Annotated in this window: 11 protein-coding genes and 2 pseudogenes; 11 read left to right on the top strand and 2 right to left on the bottom strand. The window is 35.7% G+C overall.

Translation table 11 applies throughout. The features are described from left to right. The first annotated feature begins 54 nt into the window (after nucleotides 1–54). From garR to A6754_RS11600, 4 genes are all read left to right on the top strand, one after another. Entirely contained in the window at nucleotides 55–942 is an 888-nt protein-coding gene (gene garR, locus A6754_RS11585) for a 2-hydroxy-3-oxopropionate reductase (protein ID WP_066445445.1), read from the top strand. Between the two features lie 69 nt (nucleotides 943–1,011). After that, nucleotides 1,012–2,361, top strand: a complete 1,350-nt coding sequence (gudD, locus tag A6754_RS11590) for a glucarate dehydratase (RefSeq protein WP_066445449.1) — start codon at nucleotides 1,012–1,014, stop codon at nucleotides 2,359–2,361. A gap of 97 nt (nucleotides 2,362–2,458) precedes the next feature. Next, entirely contained in the window at nucleotides 2,459–3,619 is a 1,161-nt protein-coding gene (locus A6754_RS11595; RefSeq protein ID WP_066445455.1) for a glycerate kinase family protein, read from the top strand. Nucleotides 3,620–3,947: 328 nt separating this feature from the next. Continuing rightward, nucleotides 3,948–4,139: a hypothetical protein gene (locus A6754_RS11600; RefSeq protein ID WP_066445458.1), complete on the top strand. Its 192-nt coding sequence runs from the start codon at nucleotides 3,948–3,950 to the stop codon at nucleotides 4,137–4,139. 241 nt (nucleotides 4,140–4,380) lie between these two features. Here A6754_RS11600 and istB read toward each other — a convergent pair whose 3' ends face one another. Further along, nucleotides 4,381–5,145 carry an IS21-like element helper ATPase IstB gene (gene istB, locus A6754_RS11605; protein ID WP_025909801.1) on the bottom strand — a complete coding sequence of 255 codons (765 nt, stop codon included), beginning with the start codon at nucleotides 5,143–5,145 and terminating at the stop codon, nucleotides 4,381–4,383. A gap of 2 nt (nucleotides 5,146–5,147) precedes the next feature. Continuing rightward, on the bottom strand, nucleotides 5,148–6,710 hold the full coding sequence (gene istA / locus A6754_RS11610) for an IS21 family transposase (RefSeq protein WP_016205450.1): 1,563 nt from the start codon (nucleotides 6,708–6,710) through the stop codon (nucleotides 5,148–5,150). A 552-nt stretch (nucleotides 6,711–7,262) separates the two neighbouring features. Here istA and A6754_RS11615 point away from each other — a divergent pair. The 7 genes and pseudogenes from A6754_RS11615 (at nucleotide 7,263) to nfsA (ending at nucleotide 12,694) form a co-directional block, all read left to right on the top strand. After that, nucleotides 7,263–7,562: a hypothetical protein gene (locus A6754_RS11615; RefSeq protein ID WP_066445461.1), complete on the top strand. Its 300-nt coding sequence runs from the start codon at nucleotides 7,263–7,265 to the stop codon at nucleotides 7,560–7,562. Between the two features lie 168 nt (nucleotides 7,563–7,730). Beyond that, the gene (locus A6754_RS11620; RefSeq protein ID WP_066445464.1) at nucleotides 7,731–7,949 is read left to right on the top strand and encodes a hypothetical protein; all 219 of its coding nucleotides are present in this window, start codon (nucleotides 7,731–7,733) and stop codon (nucleotides 7,947–7,949) included. 1,276 nt (nucleotides 7,950–9,225) lie between these two features. Continuing rightward, nucleotides 9,226–9,924 carry a response regulator transcription factor gene (locus A6754_RS11625; protein WP_066445477.1) on the top strand — a complete coding sequence of 233 codons (699 nt, stop codon included), beginning with the start codon at nucleotides 9,226–9,228 and terminating at the stop codon, nucleotides 9,922–9,924. Nucleotide 9,925: 1 nt separating this feature from the next. Further along, complete coding sequence (locus tag A6754_RS11630) at nucleotides 9,926–10,888, top strand: sensor histidine kinase (RefSeq protein ID WP_066445480.1); 963 nt, start codon at nucleotides 9,926–9,928, stop codon at nucleotides 10,886–10,888. An 89-nt stretch (nucleotides 10,889–10,977) separates the two neighbouring features. After that, nucleotides 10,978–11,214, top strand: a pseudogene (locus A6754_RS11635) (MFS transporter); the annotation flags it as partial. Nucleotides 11,215–11,218: 4 nt separating this feature from the next. After that, nucleotides 11,219–11,527, top strand: a pseudogene (locus A6754_RS11640) (cation diffusion facilitator family transporter); the annotation flags it as partial. A gap of 417 nt (nucleotides 11,528–11,944) precedes the next feature. After that, nucleotides 11,945–12,694 (top strand): oxygen-insensitive NADPH nitroreductase, encoded by a 750-nt coding sequence (gene nfsA / locus A6754_RS11645; RefSeq protein ID WP_066445486.1) that lies wholly within the window; start codon nucleotides 11,945–11,947, stop codon nucleotides 12,692–12,694. Nucleotides 12,695–12,829: the final 135 nt, after the last annotated feature.

Below are 12,829 nucleotides of genomic sequence, written 5' to 3' on the forward strand. Positions count from 1 at the left end.
AGGAATAGCTCTTTAAATATAAATCTTTTAAAAAATAGTAGGAGTGATTGAACAATGAAAAAAGTAGGATTCATCGGACTAGGAATTATGGGAAAACCTATGAGTAAAAACTTAATAAAAGCTGGTTATCAGCTAGTTGTAAGTGACTTTAATAAAGATGCAGTAAAAGAATTAGAATCACTAGGTGCTGAATCAGCGTCCACTCCGAAAGAAATTGCTGAAAAAGTAGATGTAGTCATTACGATGCTTCCAAATTCTCCAAACGTGAAACAAGTTGCTTTAGCAGAAAACGGCTTAATAGAAGGTGCTCGTGATGGTCTGATCTTTGTCGATATGAGCTCAATTGCTCCGAAAGCTTCTCAGGAAATAAATAAAGAACTAGTTGAAAAAGGGGTGCAAATGCTGGACGCACCAGTTAGCGGCGGAGAGCCAAAAGCAATTGATGGAACGATTTCCGTTATGGTTGGCGGTAATAAAGAAGTTTTTGAAGATGTTAAAGAAATATTAGAAGCAATGGCTGGATCTGTTGTACATGTTGGCGAAGTTGGAGCAGGAAATGTGACAAAGCTTGCAAACCAAGTGATTGTTGCTTTAAACATTGCAGCTGTATCAGAAGCATTCGTATTAGCTCACAAAGCCGGTGTAAATCCTGAAGCAGTGTATCAGGCGATCCGCGGCGGATTAGCAGGCAGTACAGTATTGGATGCAAAAGCGCCAATGATGCTGGACCGCAACTTTAACCCAGGATTCCGCATCAATCTGCATATTAAAGACTTAACAAATGCAATGGAAACAAGCCATGAATATGGTTCTCCAGCGCCACTAACAGCAGCAGTGCTTGAAATGATGTATACATTAAAACAAGATGGATTCGAAATGGAAGACCATAGCAGTCTATTAAAATACTATGAAAAATTGGCTAACACTGAAGTAAGCAAATAATACATCTAAATATGGGCAGGGAGATGAAAGTTTCCCTGCACCCTAATAAATCAAATTGGAGCGGTGAACATGAATACATTAAAAGAAACTGCATTAACACCTGTCGTAACAGCAATGGAAGTGTATCCTGTAGCTGGCCGAGATAGTATGCTGTTCAATCTAAGCGGTGCACACGGTGCCTATTTTACAAGAAATATAGTAATATTAAAGGATAGCAATGGTAATACCGGTGTTGGAGAAGTACCTGGGGGCGAAAGCATCACAACAACATTAGAAGACGCCAAGAAATTTGTAATTGGAGCTTCTATTGGAAACTATAATAAAATTTTAAATGATGTCAGAAAAGAATTCGCAAATCGTGATTCAGGCGGACGCGGCTTGCAAACATTTGATCTTCGGATCACCATTCACGCTGTTACAGCCATTGAAGCTGCTTTATTAGATCTTTTAGGAAAACACTTAAATGTACCTGCTGCAGCACTTTTAGGTGAAGGCCAGCAGCGTGATAAAGTAAAAACATTAGGATATTTATTCTATATTGGAGACCGTAATAGAACTGATTTACCTTATTACAGCAATGAAAATGCTGAAAACGAATGGTACCGTATTCGCCATGAAGAAGCATTAACACCAGAAGCAATCGTAAAACTAGCTGAAGCGTCTCAGGAATTATATGGCTTCAAGGATTTCAAGCTTAAAGGCGGGGTACTTGAAGGAAAAGAAGAAATTAAAGCAATTAAAGCATTAAAAGAGCGCTTCCCTGATGCAAGAATTACACTGGATCCAAATGGAGCATGGTCATTAAAAGAAGCAGTTTCATTATGTAAGGATATGCACGGAATATTAGCATATGCTGAAGATCCATGTGGTGCTGAAAATGGTTATTCAGGAAGAGAAGTTATGGCTGAATTCAAAAGACAAACAGGTCTTCCAACAGCAACGAATATGATCGCAACAGACTGGAGACAAATGGGTCATACGATCTCCCTTCAGTCAGTGGATATTCCACTTGCAGATCCGCATTTCTGGACCATGCAGGGTTCTGTACGTGTAGCGCAAATGTGCCATGAGTGGGGATTAACATGGGGTTCACACTCAAACAATCACTTTGATATCTCCTTAGCAATGTTCACACAAGCTGCAGCAGCTGCTCCTGGTGAAATAACTGCTATTGATACTCACTGGATCTGGCAAGAAGGAATTGAGCGCTTAACAAAGGATCCATATAAAATTGAAGATGGCTATTTAACAATTCCAGATAAATCGGGCCTAGGTGTTGAAGTGGATATGGACCAAATTTTAAAAGCAAATGAACTTTATCATAACATGGGATTAAATTCCCGTGACGATTCAGTCGGAATGCAATTCTATATCCCTAATTGGAAATTTGACAATAAGCGCCCTTGCCTTGTGCGCTAGTATATGAAGATGGATGGCTTAGGTCATCCTTCTTCCATTTAAGCAAATAAAAAAATGATAGAAACAGGAACGATTTCTATGTAAAGGAACGATGATTATGAAGTTTGTAATAGCACCTGACTCATTCAAAGAAAGTATGTCGGCGAAAAAAGCTGCTACTGCGATTGAATCAGGAATACACGCAATTTTTCCTGACGCAGTATGTACAATTGTTCCTATGGCTGATGGAGGAGAAGGGACGGTTGAGTCACTAACATCGATGTCAGATGGAGATATCGTGAAAGTTGAAGTGGTAGGTCCATTAGGTGAAGCGGTAACAGCTGAATATGGAATCATTGACCATGGTGAAATTGCCGTGATCGAGATGGCAAGTGCGAGTGGAATAGAATTAATTTCATCGCAAGAGCGAGATCCTTTAATTACAACAACATATGGAACAGGACAGCTGATCAAGCATGCCCTTGACTCAGGAGTAAAGAGAATTTTAATAGGAATTGGCGGCAGTGCAACAAACGATGCGGGTGCAGGAATGCTGCAGGCATTAGGTGTTTCTTTTAAAGATCAAAATGGCAAAGAGCTGCCATACGGCGGCGGTGCACTTGACCTATTAGCTGAAATTGATATCAGTGGATTAGACAGCAGAATAAAAGAAGTTCAGATTGATGTGGCTTGTGATGTAAGTAATCCGTTAATTGGATCTAATGGGGCATCTGCTATTTTTGGACCTCAAAAAGGAGCAACACCAGAAACAGTTGAAATTCTAGACCGAAACCTTGCTCATTTTGCAGAGCTAGTGAAAAGGGAACTTAATCTGGATATTGCTCATATGGAAGGAGCAGGTGCAGCAGGTGGCCTAGGTGGTGGACTATTAGCTTTTTTAAATGCCAGATTAAAAAAAGGCATTGAACTCGTTATAGAATATACGGGGTTAGAAGAGCATATAAAAGACGCAGACTATGTCTTTACTGGTGAAGGAAGTATTGATTCTCAAACCATATTCGGGAAAACACCATATGGAGTCGCAACTATTGCAAAAAAATATAATATTCCAGTCTTTGCTGTAGCAGGTAAAATTGGTGAAGGGGTGGAACCTCTTTATGATACAGGATTTACTTCCATTTTTGGTATATTAAAAGGTGCGGTTCAATTAGAAGAAGCTTTAAAAGAAGGAGAAAAGAATCTGACTTTTACAGTAGAAAACATCTGTCGTTTAATAAATAAACTTCAGGCAGAAACGAACGAAACAATCATTGGCTAACCAAAGCCAAGGCGACAAGGTAGCCTTATATAATATATGTAACATGAATATCTAAAATAAAAAGTGTAAAAGCCTAAGCTAAAATTAGGCTTTTTTATTTTGTTATCAATCTTTAACTCTAACACTTCAGCTTGAAATTCCCCTTGAAATGATAAGATTCTTCAATAAACACATTAAATACATGAGAATTTCTGCAGGCTGCTTACGCCAGATAAGCAAAAAGTCAAAGAGATTTTCAGCATCCAACTCTTTAAAGAACCTGAGATTCCATGAAAGGGAATACAAATCGCTCAGAGTAAATGGTATAGTAATTATAAAGAGGTGGGATATGGAATTTTTAATTGCAATTGTTATTTTAATATTAGTTCTTTCATTAATTGGAACCTTAATTTTAACAAGAAAAAGTGATGAGAATTATCGTCAATCAACTAAAAGGAATACAGCCAATCTGACGATCATTTATGCAGTTGTAATAGTCGTATCATTGATTGCTTTAGGCGTATATATTAGGTTTTATTAAGAGAACTTTTAAATTAGATATAAATAAAAAGCACCATTTACCTAAACTCCAGGTAATGGTGTTTTAAGTTAATTGCAGTAGTGATATTCACGAAGAATACTAATAAGATTTAATATGTTCATATGGCAAATTTATAAACAAATTGGCTCTTTTATAAATCAAAAACGCTACAATTTAATTAATTATTTTATACATATTGACTAAATGTGACCGTCAAGTAGAATGAAACAATTTTTGCTCGTTATTTTGAAACACTTTGTTCCCCAAATATGGTAGAACGATGCTTCATACGATAACTATCTTCATTTAAATGAATGATTTCTACTCGGTGAAGAATCCTATCTAGAATTGCTGTTGTTATAGCTTGATCACCCAATAATTCTCCCCATTCTTTTGGTGCCTTATTAGAGGTCAAGATAATGGAAGACTGATTATACAAGTCATTAATTAAATGAAAGAACATATTAGCTTCTTGTTGATCCATTGCCATAAACATTAAGTCATCTATTATGACTAAATCAGCCTCTCTAATTCTTTTCATTCTTGCTTTTGACTTTCGTGTGATTTCTTCTGTTTTCAGGTTATGAATTAAATCTCCCATTGATGTGAATATCGCTTTATACCCTTGGTTAATAGCCTCTATTCCTAGGCCTACGGCCAGGTGAGTTTTACCTACACCTGGTGGCCCTAATAAAATCAAATTGTACAGCTGTTCTATCCAAGTTAAATCTTTTAATCTATTTAGTTGTTTGTTGCTTAAAGACTTTTGTTCTTTTAAATTAAACTCCTCAAGTGTTTTGCTGAAAGGAAAAGTTGCCCACTTTAATCGGTTGTTTAGTTGCTTTTCTTCTCTTCGAGTTTGCTCATAAGAAGTGACATCTAACAGGAATTGAGTAAATGAAAGGTCTTTTTGCTCAGCTTCTCTGATCAAATGGGGGAGATGCTTGGCAGTTTCAACGAGTCTTAACCCTTTCATTATGTCTTGTAATTGTTGGATTTGGCTCATCGCTATTCAACCTCCATTAAAACCGTGTAAGTATCTACTTTTCTTTTGTATGCTTCTGTTTCTAAAACCCATTCTGATAGCCTGTTCAAAGTCTTAACTTCTTTCTTTTTATCAATAACTGTTTCATGTACCTGGCGCTGACGTTTCACATATGCAATGATATCGCCAAAATCAGTTGCACTGTATAATTTCCTTTTTAAACACTCTGCTAACGCTTTAGTCAGTACTTCGTTATCGATACCTTTTGTTTCGCGCAAGATGATTTGCAACTGGTCTTTAATGTAACGAGGATTTTTTTCCCTAACCTTCTCTAAATATTTAAAGGCTAGTTCTTTATCTTCAAATCTCTCAGCCACTGTATTAATGAATGCTCCAACACCTTTTGTACGATCCCTACTATGTTTTTTATCTTTTATTAACATCCCTTTCCCTTCGGGAATTGAATGTTTTGCAATAATTTCGCCAGTATCAGGTATATAAATAACTAATTCTTTAGTCTCCGTTTCCTTGATACATACTTTTTCATATTTGTTATAAGTTCCAAGTGGAAGAGAGTACCGATTAGATTGGTAACGAATAGTATTGTCCTTATGAACACATCTTGCTATACTTATCTCATAGTTATTTTGAATATCTATATTTTGGGAGACTGGTTTTAAGTGTTGCTTTTCCAGGAGGAACACTTCGAATGGTCTCTTTTTTGTTGTATTGTGTATTTTATAGTTACCCGTTCTGTTCAGCCATTCCCATCCTTGCTCATTCCAAGAGTCGATGTTATGAAACACTCTATGTTTGGCATAGTTTTGTTTGATAAATCCAACTACATTTTCTATTCTTCCCTTACTCTCAGGGTCAGCTTTTCTACAAACCCGAAGGTTTATTCCTCTGGATTCTCTATACTGCTGAAATTCTTTAGTTAAAATTAGATCTCCACCATTTTCGCTAACAACAATTAAACTATCTTGGTCATAAACGATCTCATTGGTCATTCCTCCATACCATTTAAACGCGTTCTCATGGGCTTGTATAACATCCCGTGTTGTAAATGGTCTATCCAACCACTCTTTATACTTTTGTCTAGAATGTGATAAGACAAAAGCTATAAAGTTGAGTTTGGCTTCCTTATTATCAACAGTTTTTTGTCTCGTATGACCAAAATCTACTTGCATTTGTTCTCCCATTGGGGGATCAGGAATTGCCTCATACATTCGAGGAGATGTTTCCTTATTTATTTTGTATTCTTCTCTTAATGCTTTTACATATGTTCTTACTGTACTTTCTCCAACAGTTAGATCTTTATATTTCTCTAAAAGCCAATCATAAACTTGTGCTGCTGACATATCCGGATGCATTCTCAACCAAGATAAAATCAGTTCTTTATATGGATCTAATTTTTTCTTTTTATACTGAAGAGAATCAACCCATTCCGCCATCTCCGAAGGAGATCTCTTTAAGTGCCTGTAAACAGTTGTTCGAGAAACCCCTAACTTTTCAGCTATCTTTGTCTGACTAAATCCTTGCTTTAATAATTGCTTTATCTCCATGTACATTTCCCACTTATCCACCTTCGCTAACCTCCACTGCAAGTATGAACTATGATCATTTTACAGTGATAGGTTGATATTTTTTGCTGGTATATTTGGGTAAATAAGCGTTTCATCTTATCAAGCAAAAACTGTACACTTTATTCTAGCAGTCACACTAAAGTTGATTTTTAACAAAAGTGAATGTTGCTTAGAAAAAAAGCTTGATAAAATTTTTAAAAAAGGATTGTTATTTAGCCCCGTTCCACCATAACTTAGAAAAGCTTTGCTGCAGAACATGGCAGCAAAGCTTTTCATAATAAATTATTCTTTTGCGTACTCACAATTGACACATATATTAGTTATTTCTAATATAAGAGTTGAGAATATGCAAGGTTAAAGACAAAGCAAAAACAGTTTCTCAGATTGTAAGTGATCTTTGCTGCGGTCAATCCAGCTTTTCTCATTATATTGCGAGTTTATAGTGGGGCAGACAGGAGGGGAAATTCATAATGTTCCTTATGAACAGAGATATTATGGCCTTAGCAAATTCTTATAAGTAAACGATACTAATAGCTTTGAAGGGAATAGATAATGAAAATTATAAGGATAATCAGTATTATTTTAGTTTTAGCAATTGTAATCTTATTTTATATTCCGTTTACCTTTAATCCTCCTGGTGATACAAGAATGATTATCGATCATAATACGGGTACATATATTGCACCGCCGTGTTTTGAAGAATCAGGTGCTACGAACTATCTTGAAGAAACAACGTATAAGGAACTACACGATAAAAGCTACAGTTCAAGTTCAGCATGTACAGATGAATTACTGGCAGCAGAAAAAATGACTTTTATTGAATTTTTGACAAGCTCTAAATGGAGTTGGTGAAAATTTCTATAGAAGAAATAAATTAATAATTCATGGAATAAAGTCACTTAACATGCAGATCCGTTAGAATTAGCAAGCATTCATGGAATGCATTAATCTAATATAACGGAAAATAAGTATGCAGAATAAACAAAGCTGCTGAACGTCAAAGGGACGGCAGCTTGTTTTATGATGAGTGACCCAATAGTAGTTAAACTAGAAAGCCTTAGAAATAAGGTTTTTTTCATTCTTTGGAAAAATGACAGAAAAATTACTAAAAATGGTGGAACCGCTTTTAAGCTTACAATAAAAGAGGTAAAGGACCTAATGCGCAAAAAGAAAATGAAAGTGCAGCAAGCAGCACATGATGATGCATTTACTCAGTTCAGTTATATGGAGTTGTCATGAGGAGAAACATAACTATTTTAATCCAGCTGTACGCAACAGAGTAGATTTGCTGTTAGAATACTATCTTAATAAACGTGGGAATAAAATGTTTTTACATCTCTTTATCAAGCATACACAAAAAATATCATAGTAAGAGGAAAACTTCCCTAAATATAGAATATGTAAATATATACCGTTTTAAGGTGGGAGTGAGTTGAAAAAGCCTATACCCCAAAAATACATATTATTGGTTCAGTAGCCAGCGGAAAAACTACTTTAGCCAAAGAAATATCATTAAAGTACAATATTCCGAACTACGAGTTAGATAAGGTAGTTTGGATCAGAAATAAGTCAGGTGATAGTAGAAGAACGGAGAAAGAAAGAGAAGAATTAATAAATACAATTGTTCATTCCGATAGCTGGATCATTGAAGGTGTTCATAATGAAGAGTGGTTTTCTCCTAGTTTTCAGCTTTCAGAAGTTATTGTTTTTTTAGACCAGCATATTCAACACGAACGTACCGAATCATGAAAAGGTTTTTGCGGAAGAAATTGCATATTGAGAAATCACACTATAAATCTACTATAAAGATTTTCTTTAAAATGTTTAAATGGAATCGGCATTTTGAAGAAGTGGACAAGCCGAATTTTTTCAAAAGATTCGCCATGTATCATGATAAGGTAGTAGTAATGAAGAACAAAAAATCTACTAAGAGTTACTTTTACTGATCATAAAGAAAGGATTGTTTGTTTTGGAACCGAATTTGAAAAGGAAATAACCTTCATTTTATATGCGTTAGCTTTGTTTCTTGTTATCTTTTTCGTTACTTTTATCGTTTTATTTGTGTTCGGAGAGTAGACCATTTCTATAGCCTGGGTTGAATGCATACATCCATTTTCAAAGTAATAGGTGGGCATGCCTAAAAGGGGAACGATAGGGAACAAATCTTTGAATATTCAATTCGGTTTACACCTGGTCTTCTTTTAATCACAGTCATCTACCTTCTTTTACATAAAAACCGGTCATTTTAAAAATTATCTTATTCCTATTTGGTTTTAGTTTGATGAGAGATGCAAGGATACCCATTGGCTTTTGGCGATTTGACCATATCATTTGGCTGAGATTTATTGATGGTGGTTTTTTAAGAGGGAAACATGATAAACCGATTTAAAGAATGCGGTCTTTAGTATAATAACAAAAAGAGCCTAATTATACTTTTTGTATAGTTCGGCTTTTTTTCAGCCGAACCAGCTGAATCGTTTGCTCAAAAAAACAGAAGTGAACAAGGGAGGATAAAATGTCACACCGCATATTGCTTATTGATGATGACCCTTCGATCAGTGAAATGTTAGAAAAATTTTTATTGAAGGAAGGGTATTTTGTATTGACCGCTTTTAATGGAGAAGAGGGACTGGCCCTTTTTCAGAAGGAAGAGATAGATTTAATTGTGATTGATATTATGATGCCGAAATTGGATGGAATTGAAGCGATTAAAATGATCCGGGAGAGAAGCACTGTACCCATTTTAATCATTTCTGCTAAAGATACGGATGTGGATAAAGCTTTGGGATTGGGATTTGGTGCTGATGATTATCTGGCAAAACCCTTTTCGCTTGTTGAATTTTCAGCAAGAATTAAATCAAGCATTCGAAGGGTAACAAAATATGCCGGCAATTCAGAACCAATATATAATCAAGTCGTGTCTTTTGGACTTTTTACGGCGGATTTAAATAATTATTCTGTACATAAGGAAAACGAAGAAATTAAACTGACATCCAAGGAGTTTGAGCTGCTGAAGCTGTTTCTCACAAACCAAAACCGTGTTTTTACGAAAGATGATTTGTATAGCCTTGTTTGGCAGGAACACTATCTTGGCAATGATAATGTGATAAATGGCCATATTCGGAGATTAAGAGAAAAAGTTGAAGAAGAGCCCTCTAATCCGAAATATTTACAAACATTATGGGGAATTGGTTACAAATGGGTGAGTCATTAACATGATCATTTTGTTCATCCTTACGACTGTCGTTTTAACAGGTATGATTTTATTTCAATACCATTTAAACAAAAAACGTACTAAACAATTGCAGGAGCTGCATAAGAAATTGCGCGGAATCATCAGCGAATCATCATCAGATGAAGTGCTGCTGCTTTTTACAGATGATCAGCAATTGATCGAGCTAACGATGGGTTTAAATGAGTTGTTAGAAAAGCATAAAACTGCTTTAGCTAATTATACGAGCACCAAATCGTCGATGAAAAAAATGATTTCGAATATCTCGCATGATTTAAAAACGCCTTTAACGGTGACGTTAGGGTATGTGGAAATGGTACAAATGGATGCTGAATTGGATCCGGCAGAACGGAACGTGCTGCTGGCGAAAATTCATAATAAATCTGTTGAGGTCATTACCCTTATTGATAAATTTTTCGATTTAGCCAAATTAGAGTCAGGAGATAAGGAGATTCCGATCACAAACATTAAATTAAATGATATCTGCCAGAAAAGTCTGCTGGAATATTATGATATCTTCAGCAAAAAAGGCATTGAAGTTCATTTTGAAATTCCAGAGCAGCCGATATATGTGATGGGGAATGAAGAAGCATTGAAACGGGTCTTAAATAATCTTATATCAAATGCCATCACACATGGCGGGGATGGGATGGCTGTTGGATTAGAGATCAGACAAACACCAGACGATATTTATATCGATGTATGGGATAAAGGCAAAGGCATTAAAGAGCCGTTCCAGGACATGGTTTTTGAAAGGATGTATACGCTCGAGGATTCACGGAATAAGTCGTATCAAGGCAGCGGCCTTGGACTCACGATAACCAAGCGTCTCGTAGAAAAATTGGGAGGCACCATTCAAATCACAAGCCAACCTTGGAAAAAAACAGTCTTTTCCTTCTCAGTCAAACGATCGGAAGTTCAGCATCATTTTAATCAGTCATTTTAAAACTTAAGAAATTCTTAAGAATTAACGAATGGAAAAAGAAACTTTGCTCCTTACACTGTAATCAGGATACACAGAAAGGGGCAGTTTGTATGTCTGGAGATGCGCAGAGAAAACTGGTTATTTTAATGTTTAATATGTTTATTGCAAATGCAAGCTTTGGAATCATTATTCCGATTTTGCCAGAATACTTGCATTCCATTCATCAGGGTGGAACGGCAGCAGGGCTGCTGATCGCATTTTTTGCTGGTTCGCAATTATTGTTTTCTCCATTAGCGGGAAAGTGGGCCGATCAATACGGAAGACGGAAAATCATCATTTATGGATTAGGGAATCAAAAGCTCTGCTGTGATGTCGGCAGCGTAAGATAATATATCAGATGCATGGGTGAGTATTGGAACGGCGATTGGCATCTTCGGCTCCCAGTTAAAAATGCCTTGGCTAGACCCAGTAACAGCCTTCATCGTAGGACTATTAATATGTAAAACAGTTTGGGCTATATTTAAACAGGCGACACATGAATTGTCTGATGGATTTGATGAAGATAAGCTGAATTTTTATAAAGAAGAGATTTTAAAAGTTGACGGCGTCAAAGGTATTAAAGAAATTAAGGGAAGAAACTTTTCTATGAAATTCATTGTTATTCCCCTTCAACAATATAATAAAGGTTAATATATCATACATACCGCTGTTTTTATGAACAAAAAAATTGCTTTCTTGAATAAACTTTGAACTTTCAGACTTTTGATTTAATAGTAGAATAATGGAGGGCAATTACTTGCAGAATTCTTATATGAACTCAAATAATGTTGTCATGGCAAATAACGAACCAAAGTCATCCTAAATAGAAATATGTCAATTTTTGAACAAATACCGCGGGAGTATTTTGCATCATAACAAAATGATATACAATTAGAATATTAGAGATTTGACTATTTGGATAATTTAGGATTATGTGAAATTGCACTTAATATAAGGATGCCCTTTAAATTCTCCAGTCGGTAAGCAGAAAATTATATCTCTGAATCTAGTCATTTAATTTTAGAGAGGAAAATGATTATGAACGAAACCATTAAATTGCTTAAAAACCACCGTTCAGTTCGACTTTTTGAAGACAGGGCACTATCTGCTGAGCAAATTGAAGCGATCGTTACTTCTGCTCAGTCTGCCGCCACTTCAAGCTTTATACAAGCATACTCTATTATTGGAGTGACTGATCAACAAAAAAAAGACAAACTGGCAGAATTAACAGGTGGACAAGAATATGTAGCTAAGAATGGTCACTTTTTTGTTTTTTGTGCTGACCTTTTTCGTCATGAATTAATTGGTGAAATAGAGGGGAAAGAAGTTTTACCTTCTCTAGAAAGTACCGAAAAGTTCATGGTAGCTTTAATTGATACGGCTTTAGCCGCCCAAAATGCAGCAATTGCTGCTGAGTCAATGGGTCTTGGCATATGCTACATCGGGGGGATCCGCAATAATTTAGAAGCTGTAACAGAATTATTGAAAACGCCAAAACGTGTCATTCCTTTATTCGGAATGACGATTGGCTACCCAATGCAAGAAAATGATAAAAAACAGCGTTTGCCTTATGAGCATGTTTATCATGAAAATGAATATAATCAAGATCTTGCATCTTATAAAGAACAGCTATCCATTTATGACGAATTTATTTCTGATTACTATAATAAACGTACAAATGGCAAGAGATCTGATACGTGGTCAAGTCAAATGGCTCAAATGCTTGAAAAGCAAACAAGAATGTATATGAAGGAATTTGTGAATAAGCAAGGCTTTGATTTGAAATAGACAATAAGAGTATTCAATAATAATAGTTACTTTAATCAAACCAAAAGACTGCTAGCACATACAGCAGTCTTTTGGTTTGATTGGTTTTCACAAGATAATTTAATGAAGTTAGAATACATTCAAAAGTTTGAGTTG

This window comes from Cytobacillus gottheilii (assembly GCF_001636345.1).
In the GTDB taxonomy this organism is placed as follows: domain Bacteria; phylum Bacillota; class Bacilli; order Bacillales; family Cytobacillaceae; genus Cytobacillus; species Cytobacillus gottheilii.

What these genes read in the sequence shown, in the direction of transcription:
- istB (WP_025909801.1), bottom strand. Translation starts at nt 5,145, where the DNA reads ATGAGCCAAATCCAACAATTACAAGACATAATGAAAGGGTTAAGACTC.
- A6754_RS11595 (WP_066445455.1), top strand. Translation starts at nt 2,459, where the DNA reads ATGAAGTTTGTAATAGCACCTGACTCATTCAAAGAAAGTATGTCGGCG.
- gudD (WP_066445449.1), top strand. Translation starts at nt 1,012, where the DNA reads ATGAATACATTAAAAGAAACTGCATTAACACCTGTCGTAACAGCAATG.
- A6754_RS11600 (WP_066445458.1), top strand. Translation starts at nt 3,948, where the DNA reads ATGGAATTTTTAATTGCAATTGTTATTTTAATATTAGTTCTTTCATTA.
- nfsA (WP_066445486.1), top strand. Translation starts at nt 11,945, where the DNA reads ATGAACGAAACCATTAAATTGCTTAAAAACCACCGTTCAGTTCGACTT.
- A6754_RS11625 (WP_066445477.1), top strand. Translation starts at nt 9,226, where the DNA reads ATGTCACACCGCATATTGCTTATTGATGATGACCCTTCGATCAGTGAA.
- garR (WP_066445445.1), top strand. Translation starts at nt 55, where the DNA reads ATGAAAAAAGTAGGATTCATCGGACTAGGAATTATGGGAAAACCTATG.
- A6754_RS11630 (WP_066445480.1), top strand. Translation starts at nt 9,926, where the DNA reads ATGATCATTTTGTTCATCCTTACGACTGTCGTTTTAACAGGTATGATT.
- A6754_RS11615 (WP_066445461.1), top strand. Translation starts at nt 7,263, where the DNA reads ATGAAAATTATAAGGATAATCAGTATTATTTTAGTTTTAGCAATTGTA.
- A6754_RS11620 (WP_066445464.1), top strand. Translation starts at nt 7,731, where the DNA reads ATGATGAGTGACCCAATAGTAGTTAAACTAGAAAGCCTTAGAAATAAG.